Raw genomic sequence first — 16268 nt, 5'->3', positions numbered from 1 at the left:
GTCGAAAAGGATTGGTGGGTAACTCAAACGCTTAGTAATATCTTTGAAATGGAAGTAGGAAGAGCTTTAGTATTCAAAGGGGGGGCATCTTTAAGTAAGGCTTGGAATTGATAGAACGATTTCTGAAGATGTGGCCTTCTCAATTGATAGAAAATTTCTAGTATTCACAGGAAATCTCTCGAAAAGAGAACGTACAAACCTAAGAAAGACTGCAGGAGAATGTAGACAAGTGCTTTTTTTGAAGAGTTACATGCTTGCTTTAAAGATAAAGGTTTTGATGCCGTTGCGAGTGATCAGGACCCTAGGATAATTGAGATTCACTATCCAAATATTATCGAAACACCAGGATATATGCTTCCAAGAGTTCAGATTGAAATTGGTTGCCGATCCTTAATAGAACCATATTCTATACTCAAACTAGTGACTATTTTGAAAATTCCGATCGCTTATTAATCGAATGATGTCGAGAAAATCAAAACTATATAAAGAAGCCAGTAAAGCAAAGTGTGATAGCGTAGGCTCTACCACATTCAATTCAAACCTTACATAGGTTTGTCTGCTGATGTTAAGTTTATCAGCAACTTGCTGCTGGCTCAACTGATGATTGATTCTAAGATTTCGTATAACCTGGCCTGCCTGAACTCTCATAATGATTGCGTAATAATTAAGTCAGGTAAGTATAGTTAAAAGCAGGTGCTGAGCGGAAAATAATTATATAAATAGTTAGATTTAAGGGATGAATCAGTAAAGCAGTACGCGAATTTTAACCGATGAATCCCCAAACTCCCATTTTTCCCCTTTCATATAATAGAATCCCTTTTCCGACATCAATTTGGGCCGACTCATCCAACTTTTTTGGTACCGATGTCTCATTCAATTACCTTCAATTCTTGAGCTACAAAAGGGCAATAAACATTAAGGTCTGTCCTGAACTTAGCTGCACAGGAACAAAATATGAATTCAAGCAAATCAATCTAATGATCTTTCTTTCCGCATTACCAGATACCGATTATTTCATGTGGCAACTTGAAATTCAAATCCTTAATTTCAAATCCTTCAATATCATCAAGGAAAATTACCATATTCTGATTTCCTATGACCCAGATAAAGGGATTAATCCACATTTCAAGGACCTCACGGACCAATATTCTGACGACGTCTCATTTTTTTACTATGCAGATAACAGAATAGAAAAATCCTATGTTTCAACGGTCAGACCTCACATCATCGCAAAACATTTCAAGGAACATTTGTGGCTATCGGTTGAACATATTTTCTACCATGACACAGATATTGTTTTCACCGATTCTATACCTGATTTCGACTTTTTATGCATCGGTGATACCTGGTATTTCTCCGACACCAGGTCCTATTTAGATTCAGCATATATTGATCGCTGCGCCCCCGGTTTGCTTACGGGAATGTGTGAGGTTCTCGGTTTCAAGGAGGAACTAATCAGAAAAAATGATCAAAATGCAGGTGGAGCACAGACACTTTTAAAGAACGTTGATAGTAAATTTTGGGAGAAAATTGAAATAGACTGTAACATTCTCTACCAATTCTTAACCTCCACGCAAAATAAGTATGAGCGGCTATACTATCAAAAGTATAAAAATCAAGGCCGTAAATATACCCCAATATCAAGTTGGTGTTCGGATATGTGGGTGATACTATGGAATGCTTTAGAAAGAGCAGAAGTGAAACTCCATGAAGACCTTGATTTTTGCTGGCCTTTTCATGATCAAACGGAATGGTTAAATAAAAAGATTTTCCATAATGCTGGCGTTGGACCAACAGAAGCTAAAACACTGTTTTTCAAGGGAAATTATGCAGAGACTGTACCTTACGGGAAGTACTTGGACTATGTTCAGCATAATACCTGTAGCAACAAATACGTTGATATGATCCGGCAATGTGCGCAAGATAAAATTTACCAATGCAGCGATGTAACTTTTATTATTCCCCTACGAATTGAAAGTGAAGACCGACTTGAAAATGCCTCAACCATTCTACGCTATCTGCGTAAAAATTTCAATGCAAAAATTTTAGTAGTTGAAGGAGATCGGTACAGAAAATTAACGGACTTCTTTATTCCCGAAGGAGTGGATTATGTTTTTAAAAAGGATTCAAATCCATTATTCTACCGGGAATTGTATAACAACTGGATGGTTCTAGAAGCTGGTACTACACTTGTGATCAAATACGATTGTGACGTAGTGATCCCAGCAGATCAAATCTACCGGGCCGTCATTGAAGTGAGAAAAGGAATACTTCAGGTTTGCTACCCCTATGATGGTAACTTTATTAACGTCAGAGGCGCTTTAAAGAAATATTTTGTAGAAAAACTCGATCTTGCCCCTTTACATAAATACCTGGGAGATTTTCAGACTGCCATGCCATCTTTCGGAGGATGTTGCGTACTGGACCGTCAGGCCTTTATCAACATGGGACTAGATAACCCCAGATTCGTCGGATGGGGCTTTGAAGATCAGGAAATCAATAAAAGGGCGCGCATTTTGGGTTATAACCTTGGCAGGATAAAAGGGCCTTTATTTCATCTACATCATAAGCGTGGGCTGAATTCACATTTCGCCGACGAGAAAGAGACCCTAAATAGCTACAATGAATATATAAAGGTGAGTAATATGGAGAAGGACAGACTCGAATCTTATATCCTTGAATGGGATGAAGAACTAATTTAAATGATTTATGAACAGGAACTATGAAATCTCAGCCACCTACGAACAGCTGCTTCAACGCATCAGTACGGCGCTATTACTTAATGCAAATTTTTCCAGCGACAGAAGCCTAAGTTTAGGTAAAATGGGCTCCGCAGTATTTTTATACCATTATAGTGAATATCGTGATGAACAGATTCTTTTTGATTTTGCAAATGAACTGCTTTTAGAGACAATCACAGATCTTAAAGGAAACAACATCGACTATACCGTCGGATTGACGGGAATTGGGGCTGCAATCAGATACCTGTCAGCACGAGACTTTGTTGATATTTCTGATCAAAATACCATTTTTACAGAAATTGATTTCAGGGTAGAAAAAAAATCGCTACATGTTGACTTGCACCGTGATTCTGTTGGGGTGACCCGGTATCTCCTCGAAAAAATCGACCCAATCGAGACGGAAGAGATTCAAGACATTAATCTGCTCTTGCAATTGGAGAGGATTATTCTGCACATTGAGCATGTGGGGAAAAGTGCAAAAATTCCAGATCCAATTAGTCATTTGAACATGAGAAGGATCATTGGAGAGAAGAAAGACCTGATTAATCTGATCAATTTATCCGAAGATATGTACTTAGCCGTTGGGCTGCTCAACGCTACCTTGAACAAAGGAATTTGTAAAAAGATTGCTAGCGACTATCGAGAAGTACTGCTTGCTAAAAACAACGAGAACCTTGTTCAGTTGTACGCAACCCTTAAAGATTATAGCATAGAAAAAGATTGGGTAGTATGCCTCAATCTATTGATCAAAACCTATTACATTTCTTACAGTTCCGGTATTCAAAATATTCTAGCAAACGAAGATTTCCCGGCAATGATATTAAACATGGTAAAGGATTGCAAAGATGCTGATTTCTCAATTCTGGGCGTTTCTCTGCACACCGAAACCATTTCGCTTCTTCAACATATTAATATGAGTCTAAAAAAAGGTCCTCTTGAAGAAGCGATTGACACGTATATATCTTACCTGATTTTAAATATTGGGGATGATATCATTGAAGCTGCTTATCAGCCTCAAATCAAAAACATTGGACTCGATGGCATCTCAGGTCTGGCTATGGCAATTCTTAGTAGACTAGACTACAGAAGAGCGGATTGGCATGAATTATCCTTGGCATTTTAAAAAGAGCAGTATGAAAGACACCACCATTTTATTAATCATTACTGAAAAGAAAACCGATGCTTATTTATCAAAATTCCTATCTGCAAATTCAGGAATTTTCAAAGCCTTACACTTAATAATTCTAACAAAGAAACCAGCAGCGCTCAGAGTCTCAAATAGGGGAAATATCTTTAGCCATTATATTTACTGGAGAGAAAATCCAGAAACTGCGGCCTCAAATATGACTCTTTCTAAAAGGATCTTGGATTATTTGGAATTAAATACAATACATCAACCTGATCAAGAACTGATATTTTTCATCGATGGTTTGGAGATAGCATTTATTGCACCTGAGATTCAACATCGGGCTGGAAAACTCATTAGTTTTTTTGAGCAAATAGATCAAACAGATGTAATGCATAAACGTATTTCTCCCAAATTACACGAGAAACAAAAAGATCCGGCTACAACCCCAAACTCAATACAAACACTTATATCCGCCAGTGCGCTTATTCTCTGCTCGACCCAGAAGATCAAACAAGCGTTTGAAAAGGAGTTCGCGATCTCCTCAGCAAAATTCAAACTATGGGAATATGGCCTTGACTTATCGCTCATCAGGAAGGCAGGTAAAATTGAAAATCAACATCATTTGAAGGCGATGACTATCTTTGTAAAAGGAATGAATCAGGCAGATCTGAAACGTTTGTTCTTCGCATGCGAAAAAACTTATGAACGCTTTTTCATTTTCGGACACGACATTACAGCCAAATTCCCAAACGAGCTGCATTTGAGGAAAAAATTTGTTTTTCTTGATGACCAATCCGAAGAGCAAATTCTCAAATTGGCATTATCATCTGAGCTTGTTGCCATTGATCTGACTAACTATCCAAATCAGGGATTGATATACAAATTGCATTTGCTGGGTCTTTCTATTTTAAATACCCAGCATTTCATGCATACAAAGACATCAATGAAGCATCTTAAATCAAATGATCTACTGGCCTTCGATCAGGCTCACTTATCTGAACTGTTCTCACTTACCCCTGGGAAGCAAGATTTCCATTTTCGAAACTTTTCGCATCAAAAAAGGGCCAAATTACTTCAAACCTACATCAAACAAGTTCAACTACACCCTACAACTAACTATGCATAAATTTCTCTTGTTTATTTTTTTATTTATTTCCTCCATCTGCGTGGCATGCGCGCAGATGAGCTGGCGGCAGCAAAGAAATATAATGGCTTTTGCAAAAAGCTATGGTTACGTAAGGTTTTTCCATCCTGCTGATCAGGCAAAGCAAGAATACTGGTCGGGCTTTGCTATTTATGGAGCCAAACAAATTATTGATGTACCAGATGATGAAACATTATTATTGAAACTCCGGGAACTTTTCTCCCCGATAGCCCCTACTGCAAAATTCTACACCTCGGCAAAAAAAATAAAGACAGAGATTGATTTTAAAATACCACGGGATGTGGCAAGCCCGCTAACTGTATCTTGGCAACACAAAGGATTCAATTTATACGGAAGAGATGATTTCTTCAAAAGTATCAGGCTAAACCGTCCACCATTATTACCGGAAGAAAAACGTCCGCAACCAATCCTGATTGCCAGCGCTAACGTATCAGCCTATCAGGGGAAGAAATACCGCTTGAGTATGCGGATCCGGAATCAAAACAAGTCTGATGACCGGGAATTGTCCATTTTTTATCGCAATGCACTGGAATCTCGCCCCTCCCCCGAAATACACACTAACATTTCGGCGCAATCCCTCCAACTCGAAAGGACTATTACGTCCTCGCAAGAAGAAATTGCGATAGGAATGCAATTGCTAGATGGACTAAACCTGGATGTCAAAGATCTAAAGCTGGAAATCCTTGATCGAAATAAACGCATCCCACTGGAGTTGAATAAGGATGTTGCCGCAGAGAACAAGCCTCTTACCAATACTATCATTCTCTCAGCAAAAGATACATTAGCAGCGCCACTATTTAGTCGAAAACATCATCTAGGAGATTATATCGATGAGGAAATGGTCCCAGGTATACGATGCATGGTGCCTACAGCAGTTCCAGGCGACGCCACTCGAACTTTTCCACTTGTAGCAGAGAAAGATATTTTTGCATTTCAAGCAGCAATCGCACAAGATAAAGCACATAGAAGCAATCAAGCGGGGAGTTTTTTAGAGGTACGTCTGGGTAATTTAGTGATCGCATGGAACGTACTCAGACACTCATTTCCGTACTGGCGGGATGTAGAACATCATCCCGACAGCCTTTTCAACCATTCAGCCAAGGCAGCTTTTAAGGCAATGGATTCTGATGGATTTATCAAGGTCTTGAAAGAAATGACAACAGCACTGAATGATGGACACATCATGATTGATTTCTTTGACGGTTCCCATCGCCCTGATAGCTTATCTGCTCCATTATTATTCGCACGTGCTGGAGAGCAGGTTGTGATCAAAGGGATATTGGATGATCAATTGAAATCAAAAATCGCAAATGGTGATCAGGTAATTGAAATCAATGGTCTGGGGGCAGCCCAATATATTGAAAATCAAAAGAAACTCATCTCAGGTTCACCGCAATGGAAGGACATGGCTGCACTCACAAGGCTCAGTAATGGAGATGATAAAAGTGAACTGCAACTAAAACTGAATCACCATGGAGAGGATACAACAATATTCCTGAAAAGGACAAGACCAGCAGTTCAATATCGATCAGGAAAATCATCTGACTTTGAGCGCAAAAGCGGCTGGGTTACCAGCGATATCTACTACTTTGATTTGACCAGGCGGAGTTTCAGTAAGGAAATGATCGATACCCTTAAACAGGCTAAAGCAGTAATATTTGATATGAGAGGATATCCGGTAGACGACCAAGTATTTGATATCATTAACCTGCTTCAGACAAAAAAGCAAAAGATTCATCTGTTTTCCTTTCCGGAAATTCTTTGGCCCAATATGACGAATAACCGCTACGACAGGGCTATAGCGGTTTCAAGACCAGCTGACAGACACCTATCAATAAAGGCTTACTTTTTAACTGATGCCAGTGCACAGAGTGCCTCAGAGACCTTTTTAGCACAAATACGATATTTTAAATTGGGCAAATTAATCGGTCAACCCACTTCAGGAACAAATGGAACAATCAATGTACTACTCATGCAGGGGAAATACCGGATGACCTTTTCGGGGCTTTTCACCCAAAACGGAGATGGCTCCAAACATCACGCGATCGGCATCGTTCCTGATATCCAAGTAGAACCTACCGTGGCATCCTATCAACAAAGAGAAGACAATGTACTCAAAGTAGCAATAGAGGAGGCAAAAAATGGACGCTAATCAATCAGCAATTATTCGGGATCATTTAAGTGAAGACATCCATTTATGGATGTCAGAAAAAAAGGGTCTAGCGTGTTTTGATGACAACTATTCCCTTTTTTGCGGTATAGGAGGCTGGCTGCTCTCACAAGCACTCCAAATGTTGGAAGGCCGGGATAATCAAGACGATTTAGAGGAAGCGATACAGGCCATGCTCAAACATATCGCTTCAAAGGATAGCTTATCACCTACACTCTGTGATGGTCTTGCAGGTCAGGCTTTATTTCTGATGTACCTAAAAGACAACGATATTTTATTCTACAATGAGCAAGAGTTTTTTTTTCATATCGACCAATATTTGGCTAGTTGCATGCAATACTACCTGATGGAAGGGAACTGGGATTTTCTGCATGGTGCACTGGGATTGTCAATGTATTTCCTTAAGCGAGGAAATACCACTCAAATTCGCTTGATGATTGATTATCTTGAAAAAAGTGCGGTGGAAGACCAAAACGAATTAAAGTGGCCAAGTCATCTAAGAGCGATAGACGCTAAAGCGTACGACTTCGGCCTGGCGCATGGAAACGCATCAATTTTGGGATTTTTCACACTCTGTATAGAAAACAATGTTCAGGATGATCGTTTGCAAAGACTAACGACTGGCAGCATTAATTTTTATAAAAACAACATCCAGCGTATGGAAGGAATGAGCTTTTTTCCTGGATATATTCCATTAGACGCCTATTACAACGAGAATACCTTGCAACATTCCAGACTAGGCTGGTGTTATGGCGACCTTGGCATCCTTAATATACTGCATAAATCTTCCTCTATTTTAAATCATCAAACCGATACCGCACTTTGGTTAGAGATGCTCAAAGAAACTACCATTAGAACTGCTCCTGGGAATACCCTGATTAGTGATACAGGTCTTTGTCATGGCACCTCAGGCGTCGCTTTAATTTTTGATAGAATCTACGAGCGTACAGGGGTAATAGAATTTAAACACACTAGTGAATTTTGGCTCCAAGAAACCCGCAGGCTCATTGGGGAGAATGTACTATCCATTCTTGCACTTGAGCATGAAGATAACCGCCATCTCGACTTTTTGGATGGCATTTGCGGCATCTCATCCTTCCTTACCGATCGACGACTCAAATGCAAAGAAACCAGCCCCCAAATAAGCAAATGGAGCGACATTATGTTGATCTAATAGAATACGTCAAAAAAAACACGTTTCCCTTTAAAATAAAAACTTAACTAATCCCTTCAAGCATGAAAAAAAACAAATTAACATTGGAAAAATTAACCGTCGGCTCACTAACAGAAGCTGAGGGAAAAAAAGTCATGGGTGGCAATAGTAGCGGAAGTAACCTGCTCGTTAATACGGTATGTATCTCAGCCGGTATATCTGTTTCCTAAAATGTAATGAATGGTTGTCCAGTTTGTACAACCTCGACAGTACATTAACCCAAACGACAATATGTAGCTTTTAAAATACGCAAATGTATATTTTTAGAGCGAAATTTACGAGGTTTTGCCATCAGTGATTTCTATCTTGAGCCAGTTAAAAATCTAATAACAAAATTATGAAAAAAATCAAATTGAGCTTAGACAAGCTTACCGTTGGTTCATTGACGGAAGCAGAAGAGAGAAAAATCATGGGTGGTGAAAACGAAAGCGCTGGAAGTCAACTCGTGCTTAACCATGTTTGTGTTGGTAGCACAAGCCCCGCTATCACCACAAACATTATTAATGGTTGTACAGTGACTGTTCCGCCAACTATTTCCTGTAAAACAGGGATTATGAATTCTTGTTTATAATCAACCAATACCGTTTCCCTTACTGGGGAACGGTATTAACTAAGCCTCTCCGCATTCAGATCAAATTATTAAAATTTTATGGCAGACTATTTTTATTTCCCTAGGTTTCTATTTAGAACACCGACTTTTGATCATCGATTTTTAGCTGCCAATGATCCTGCGAAAAATGATTTGATCAAAGAATCCATTTTTTTAGCGTCTCCTGAATTGCACCTAGCTATAGAAAAGGGTAGAAGCAAAGGTTTATCAGACAAACTTTCCTCTACAGTGCGAAAATATACAACCAGAATGAGCACCAGATGCACACCATTTGGAATCTTTGCGGCGTCCGGAGTAGGAAGGATCGAGAAACAAACACAATTTAATATTCCAACGCTCCCGGAAATGACAGCAGTCACCTCACTTAATTTAGGCTTTTATGCTTTTATTATTGAACAATTAAATTCAATCCGTGAGTTTACACAAAAGCAACGTTACTACACTAACACCTCGTTATATCAATTTTCAAATCAATTCAGGTACCTGGAACGTACACTCAAAAATGGAAAGTCAAACTTTGATGTAGCAAAGGTTCCGGTTACCTCCTATCTGTCTGATATCTTGACATTAGCTGCGAAAGGAACTTATATTGAGGAAATTAGCAAATATTTGATCGATGGTGGTTATGCTGAAGATTCTCAGGAAGCAGAGAGCTTCGTGGAGGAATTGATTAAGGCCCAGCTTATCGTAAGCGAGGTTGGCATTTCACTCTCTAAGCCAAACTTCATGAAATTTCTCGTTAAAAAACTTGAAGGTTTTGATCAAAGTGCCGTCCAGGATATCCGGCGGCAGTTGATCTGGATGTCAGGCGAAATCGATAAGGTTAATGCCAAAAAGGTCGGGAGCAAACTCCAAAGCATCCGCCAATTGGAAAAAAAAATTACCCTGATGACAGGCCAAAGTCAGCTTGCTGAGACCAGGTCATTGAAAACCAATTTATATATCACTGAAGCAAATATCACTTTAAATGAAGATATCCCCCGGCTCATCGCTAAGGCTCTTCCTTCCTTGATTAACCTCTGCGCCGAGCACCCAAATGGGTTAATCGCAGACTTTAGGAAAAGGTTTTTTGCGAGATATGAACACCAGGAAATCCCATTGTTGGAAGCCCTAGATCCCACCATTGGAATCGGATTCGCCTATTTTACCGAAAGCACACTAGTGGGGAACCCCTTCATTGGTCATTTTACCCGGGATGCAGAAGAAAATCCACCCCTTCCGACGCAGAACGCTTTTTTAGCAAACAAATATTGGGAGTTCCTTAAAGCTGGCGCTCCATATATCAATATCACAGATAAGGACTTCAACCGCCGTCCTGAATATGCTGACAATCTTCCCAGTACATTTATAGTAGGCACTGAAATTTTTGAAAGTGGACCATCACCATTAATCTCAATCAAAATTGCCGGAAGCACGTCAAGTGCTAACATACTCGGTCGTTTTGCCTGCGAAAATGAAGATATTCACCAACTTGCAAAAGACATTGTTGCACATGAAGAAAAATTTCTGCCCGAAGATACAGTATTTGCCGAAATAACCTATTTGCCTGAAACCGAAAACAATTCAGCCTTGATCTCTCGACCGCTCCTTCATCAGCATGAAATCGCTTACATGAACGAGCCGGCAGACAGAAATCATGCAGTCGATGCCAGTGATCTGTATCTATCCATAGACCGTAAATATGAGCTGATATTAATCTCAAAGAAAATCGGTAAAAAAATTATACCCCGGAATACCACAGCTCATCAATATGAAAACCATACCAGTCCGCTTTATTATTTCCTTTCATCGATGCAGGTACAAGAAAATACCAAGTACCGGTTTATTTTGGATTGGGGAGATTTCCGACCAATTCATCATTATTTTCCTAGGGTTTGCTACCAGGATCGGGTTATTCTCATACTAGCAAAGTGGCTCATCAGCATTGTTGATTTTTCTGGCAAAAAAGTCAACAGAGAGAGCTTACTCGAACTCCAAAAATCACGTAAAATACCCAGAAAGGTATGGTTGAAGAAAAGTTTTGATTTCAAACTGTATATCGATTTTCATGACAGGGATCTCTGCGAGATCTTATTGACAGATTTGAAGAAGGGTACAATTGTATTGGAAGAATATCTTTTCAATGAAGAAACACCTTTGGTCCAATCATCCCTTGGAGGGCATAACAATGAATGTTTTTTTAACTTCTTTAAAACTGAGCAATAAATGCAGCGTAAATTTATTTTAGGAAGTGAATGGTTATATTGTAAAATATATTGTAGTTTCTCCAAGCAGCAAGATTTGCTTCAAAGCGATGTCGCACATTTAGTAAGAGAACTCCGATTGAATGGCTGGATATCAAAATTCTTCTTTATCAGATTCAAGGACGAACAAGGATGTCACCTGCGCCTAAGATTCCATTTAATTCAAGTGGATGATTTCACAAAAGTGGTTATACTGATCCGGGATATGTTTTCCCAAGCAGTGGAAAAAAGGGAAATTTTAGATATCCAATACAGTACCTATTTCAGAGAACTCGAACGCTATGGTTCGTCGAATATCGAAGACATAGAAGAATTATTTTCAATTAATTCTTTTCAAATCCTGGATCTCATCGCAGAACACACTTCCTCGAGGGGAGATTGGCTTCGGGTTGCAGCGCTAGCCAATGATCTTTTGGATAACGCAGGGCTAAATTTTAGTCAAAGACATTCCATCTGCGAGGAACTATTTGCTTTCTATAAAAAAAAATTACAGCCATCCAGGTCTTATATGGAATTTTTGAGAACCCAACAAAGGACAAATAAAAATGATCTTCTTGAGTACCTTAGTCAGACCAGTTCAAACCTCCATAAACAAAGAGAAGTTCAACATCGGTTACTCATTCAAATCCATTCCCGATGCCAGCAGGATTGTAATGAAAATCTATACACAGGAATCATCAAAAGCCTTATTCATATGATGATGAACCGATATTTCGTCACCGATCAGAATATTGTTGAATTGGTGCTTTATTATATGCTCAGCCATCATTATCATTCCCTTTTCAAACGTAGTGCAGTACAGATTTAAATAGCCTTGAATTTGAAAAAGATCACATTTTATCAACAACATGAAAAAATGGACTGTGGCCCTACCTGCCTTAGGATCATAGCCAAATATTACGGAAAGAAAATGGAAATGCAAAGGCTGAGGGCATTATGCGGAATTAACCGGGAAGGGGTATCCTTACTGGGTATTAGCAGAGCAGCGGAGAAGATCGGCTTCCGGACCAACGGCATTCGCCTGACACTCCAGCAAATCCATGAAATCGAGCTGCCCTGCATATTGCACTGGGACCAGAATCATTTTGTTGTTCTATACAAGATAAGAAAGGGAAAGTACTATATAGCAGACCCGGCTAATGACCTCATTGTTTACAACGAGGAAGAATTCAAACAACACTGGATCAGCACGCTGCAAATGGAAGAATGGAAAGGGGTAGTGCTGATGTTATCACCATCACCAGCATTTTTCGAGCAGGAAGAAGAGGAAAAAGCCAATTTACTAGACTGGAACTATATTTTATCCTATTTATCCAGACATAAAAAAATGGTCATCCAACTGATGTTGGGGCTATTTTGTGGCAGTATTTTCCAACTCATCCTACCATTCTTATCCCAGTCAATGGTTGATATTGGCATCAGCTCAAAAAAACTTGATTTCATTGTCATTGTGATGATTGCGCAGAGCGTTTTGACCTTCAGCAGGATGTCCATCGACTTTATTCGTTCTTGGATACTGTTACACATGAGTACAAGGATTAACCTGGAAATTTTAACAGACTTTTTAATCAAATTGATGAAACTGCCCATCAGCTATTTTGAGTCCAAAATGACCGGAGACATCATGCAGCGAATTTCCGATCAGCGGCGTATCGAGTCCTTTTTGACTGGAACTACCCTGAATGTCGCTTTTTCGATGTTCAATATGGTACTCTTTTCCATCGTTTTGATTTATTACAATATTACACTTTTCCTCATACTCATCATCAGCAGCATTGTCTATAGCATCTGGGTATACGCATTCTTAAGAGTTCGCAAGAACCTGGATATCAAACGCTTTGATTTTTCATCCAAAAACCAAAGCAATATCGTACAGCTGATTTCAGGCATGCAGGAAATTAAAATGAACAATAGCGAACAACAAAAGCGCTGGGAATGGGAAAAGATTCAGGCCAGACTGTTTAAGTACAGCGTGAAAACGATGAGGATGGGACAGATTGAGATTACAGGTGCATTCTTCATCAACGAAGCTAAAAATCTTATCCTCACTTATATGGTAGTCAGGCTTGTAGTTGACGATGTACTCACACTTGGTGCGATGATTGCTGTGCAATACATTATCGGTCAGCTTAATAGCCCTATTGAACAATTGATCGGATTTATGCAGCAACTTCAGGACGCCAAGCTGTCACTGGAAAGGCTGAATGAAGTACACGCGATGAAAGATGAAGAGGATCCGGAACGTTCTTACAAAGAAGGACTTCCCGACGACCGAAGCATAAGACTCAACCAGGTCACCTTCAGCTATCCCGGAGTAGGTTTGGATCCGGTTTTATCGGAGATTAATTTGGAAATCCCGGAAGGAAAAACAACTGCTATTGTAGGCATGAGCGGAAGCGGAAAAACCACGCTATTGAAATTGATCCTCCGTTACTACCAGCCAGAAAAAGGAGAAATCAAAATTGGTCAAGAACCCCTGGATTCCATAGGCTTTAGAAGTTGGAGGAGTGAATGCGGAGTGGTTCTTCAGGACGCTTACATTTTCTCAGATTCCATAGCAAATAATATCGCCATAGGAGACGATTACCCGGACATGGAAAAGTTAAACAGAGCCATTCAGATTGCTAACATCCAGGATTTTATCACAGAGCTACCACTAGGATTAGAAACTAAGATCGGCGCAGATGGAAAAGGAATCAGTCAGGGGCAGAAACAACGCATCCAGATTGCCCGCGCAGCCTATAAAAACCCATCCTATATTTTCTTTGACGAGGCTACAAACTCTCTAGATGCTAACAATGAACAAGTAATCATGGAAAACCTGGGAGATTTTTTTATCGGAAAAACGGTTGTGGTCGTTGCGCATCGATTGAGTACGATCAAGAACGCAGACAATATTGTTGTCTTGGAGAAAGGAAAAATCTGCGAACAGGGAACCCACGAAGAGTTATTCGAGAACAGAGGGGCGTATTACAAATTAGTTAAAAATCAGTTGCATTTAGTCGAACAGCTTTAATGAATATGGAAAAGGAGAAACTGATTTACAAAAAAGTAAATAGTCAGGAATTGGAAGATGTGATATCTGCCATCCCCAGTTGGATAATCCGATGGGGGATTACCCTCATGCTTTGCATCTTGCTACTATTCATTGGATTTTCTTCTATTATCAAGTATCCGGAAATCGTGAAAGTACCTCTTAAGATAAACTCCATTAACTCCCCAAAATCCATTATGGCCAAGCACGACGGTAAACTTATCTCCATACTCGTCAAGGATAACCAATGGGTAAAAAAAGGAGATGCCTTGGGTTTTTTGGAGACTTCAGCCAACCCCGAACATATCAAATTAATGGTCGAGCAAGTAGAAAAGCTGAGAGCATATTTCTCGGGGAAAATCAAAAATTTCCCTTACTCATTCCCAAATGACTTAAATTTGGGTGAACTTCAGGACGTTTACCAAGAGCTTTATCAGCAGTACCAGGAATATCAAGCAACTGATGAGAATGGATTTTATCAGCAAAAGAAAGTCTTACTCATACGCGACCTTGCCATATCTCAAGCAAAGGAAAATTATATCAAAGAACAAGGTAAATTGCAAACACGGGAGGAAAAAAATAGGGAGCGGACCTATAAAGCCTACCAACAGCTCTATGAGAAAAAAGTGATATCAACAAACGAATTTATCGACGAGGAAAATAAATATCTTTCCTCGAAATTTCCCAAAAATAGCAATGAACTCGCAGTACTGGAAAACAACTCGATGGAAAATTCCAAACAGAAAGAAATCCTCGACGTGGAAAATACCATTTTCATTCAGAAAACTAAATTTCAACAGGCCATCAATAGATGTTTAAGCGAAATCAGGGCCTGGCAAATCAAAAACGTACTAAGCGCTCCAATCGACGGACGCGTCGTGTTCGCAGGTGTTATTCAACTCAACCAGAATGTTTTTCAAAACCAGGAAATATTTATTATTAATCCAGGTGATGAAGACTTTTTCGGTGAAATTACAATTCCCCAGTACCAAATCGGAAAAGTCAGAACAGGGCAGCAAGTCCTAATTAAGCTCCACAGTTTTCCATATGAAAAATACGGAATGGTATATGGGAAACTGGATAAAATCGCTGACGCCGCACTCCGCGACAGCATATTCTCGGCCAGAATCAGCATCAATAAAATAGTCAAAGTTGATGGAGAGCGTCCTGTCCGTCTAAAGGACGGGCTTACTGCTGATGCCGACATTATTACCGAACAGCTCACACTTCTGGAACGGTTCACTGGAAATATTATTAAAATGTTTAAGAAAAATGGTTAATCAATCCTCACTCTCCGAGCAACACTCACCAAAGCCATCTGACAGTATACCGGGAATCGTTCATCACATTCTTGGGGCGAAAACCAATGAAGTTATTGACAGATGCTTGCTTTCCTGGCGCGACCAATTGGGAAATGACTTCGAATTTAATATCTGGGATGACAGCAAACTCTCAGAATTTATCTTTCGATACTATCGCTTTGCCTACGATGCATTTATTAACGCCAGAAACCATGCCGAAGCAGCTGATATTGGTCGATATCTAGTTGTGTATCATTTTGGAGGATACTACGTCGACTGGGATGTTGAACTCTTGGACAAACAAGGCTTCATTTACCTATCCTTCAAGTATCCTACAGGTTACATGCTGTGTGACCCCTGCAACCAGACGCTCGCCTCTGAATATTTTTGCGCTAGTGCCGGAGACCCCTACCTATTAAACTTAAGCCTGGATATCGCACAACTTTACCAAAGCCGAGAAAGGGAAAACTTATTTACCCCAAGTTACTCTGGCCCTTTTAGAATGCGAGATAGCCTAGCTAAGCATCCCAATACTAATATGAAATCAATTCCAGTGAAAGAAGTATTTGCATACGACTACAGTGAAATTAGGAACCCACCTTCAGGAGAGATCACCGCACCGTTACTTCACTACTGGCTACACACCTGGATATCTTAAAAAA

At 39.7% G+C, this 16268-nt stretch carries 13 protein-coding genes; 12 read left to right on the top strand and 1 reads right to left on the bottom strand.

Features of this window, described 5'->3' with window-relative positions:
* Positions 1-417: 417 nt before the first annotated feature.
* Positions 418-648: a helix-turn-helix transcriptional regulator gene (locus ASE74_RS21950; protein ID WP_055914131.1), complete on the bottom strand. Its 231-nt coding sequence runs from the start codon at positions 646-648 to the stop codon at positions 418-420.
* Between the two features lie 242 nt (positions 649-890).
* On the opposite strand from ASE74_RS21950, the gene ASE74_RS21945 reads away from it, so the two are divergent.
* The 12 genes from ASE74_RS21945 to ASE74_RS21895 all read left to right on the top strand — a co-directional run bounded on the left by ASE74_RS21945 (position 891) and on the right by ASE74_RS21895 (position 16264).
* Positions 891-2702: a galactosyltransferase-related protein gene (locus tag ASE74_RS21945; protein WP_235526196.1), complete on the top strand. Its 1812-nt coding sequence runs from the start codon at positions 891-893 to the stop codon at positions 2700-2702.
* Between the two features lie 7 nt (positions 2703-2709).
* The gene (locus ASE74_RS21940; protein WP_055914126.1) at positions 2710-3864 is read left to right on the top strand and encodes a hypothetical protein; all 1155 of its coding nucleotides are present in this window, start codon (positions 2710-2712) and stop codon (positions 3862-3864) included.
* Between the two features lie 10 nt (positions 3865-3874).
* On the top strand, positions 3875-4996 hold the full coding sequence (locus ASE74_RS24940) for a hypothetical protein (protein WP_162235836.1): 1122 nt from the start codon (positions 3875-3877) through the stop codon (positions 4994-4996).
* The gene (locus tag ASE74_RS21930) at positions 4989-7187 is read left to right on the top strand and encodes a S41 family peptidase (RefSeq protein WP_162235835.1); all 2199 of its coding nucleotides are present in this window, start codon (positions 4989-4991) and stop codon (positions 7185-7187) included. Before ASE74_RS24940 ends, ASE74_RS21930 begins: the two co-directional genes overlap by 8 nt.
* A complete protein-coding gene (locus tag ASE74_RS21925; protein WP_082458894.1) occupies positions 7177-8379 on the top strand; it encodes a lanthionine synthetase LanC family protein in 1203 nt (400 codons plus the stop codon). Before ASE74_RS21930 ends, ASE74_RS21925 begins: the two co-directional genes overlap by 11 nt.
* 62 nt (positions 8380-8441) lie before the next feature.
* Positions 8442-8588, top strand: a complete 147-nt coding sequence (locus ASE74_RS24865; protein WP_157255503.1) for a hypothetical protein — start codon at positions 8442-8444, stop codon at positions 8586-8588.
* 167 nt (positions 8589-8755) lie between these two features.
* Positions 8756-8989: a hypothetical protein gene (locus ASE74_RS21920; RefSeq protein WP_055914114.1), complete on the top strand. Its 234-nt coding sequence runs from the start codon at positions 8756-8758 to the stop codon at positions 8987-8989.
* 78 nt (positions 8990-9067) lie between these two features.
* The gene (locus tag ASE74_RS21915) at positions 9068-11233 is read left to right on the top strand and encodes a lantibiotic dehydratase family protein (RefSeq protein ID WP_055914111.1); all 2166 of its coding nucleotides are present in this window, start codon (positions 9068-9070) and stop codon (positions 11231-11233) included.
* A complete protein-coding gene (locus ASE74_RS21910; protein ID WP_055914108.1) occupies positions 11234-12079 on the top strand; it encodes a thiopeptide-type bacteriocin biosynthesis protein in 846 nt (281 codons plus the stop codon). It abuts the gene before it with no gap.
* A 12-nt stretch (positions 12080-12091) separates the two neighbouring features.
* Positions 12092-14287 (top strand): peptidase domain-containing ABC transporter, encoded by a 2196-nt coding sequence (locus ASE74_RS21905; RefSeq protein ID WP_082458901.1) that lies wholly within the window; start codon positions 12092-12094, stop codon positions 14285-14287.
* 5 nt (positions 14288-14292) lie between these two features.
* Positions 14293-15585 (top strand): HlyD family secretion protein, encoded by a 1293-nt coding sequence (locus ASE74_RS21900; protein WP_162235834.1) that lies wholly within the window; start codon positions 14293-14295, stop codon positions 15583-15585.
* Positions 15578-16264 (top strand): glycosyltransferase, encoded by a 687-nt coding sequence (locus tag ASE74_RS21895; RefSeq protein WP_055914100.1) that lies wholly within the window; start codon positions 15578-15580, stop codon positions 16262-16264. Before ASE74_RS21900 ends, ASE74_RS21895 begins: the two co-directional genes overlap by 8 nt.
* The last annotated feature ends 4 nt before the right edge of the window (positions 16265-16268 follow it).

The sequence above is a fragment of the Pedobacter sp. Leaf216 genome, assembly GCF_001421515.1.
In the GTDB taxonomy this organism is placed as follows: domain Bacteria; phylum Bacteroidota; class Bacteroidia; order Sphingobacteriales; family Sphingobacteriaceae; genus Pedobacter.
Note: the sequence above shows the minus strand (reverse complement) of the source record. Positions and strands in the feature narration are given on the sequence as shown.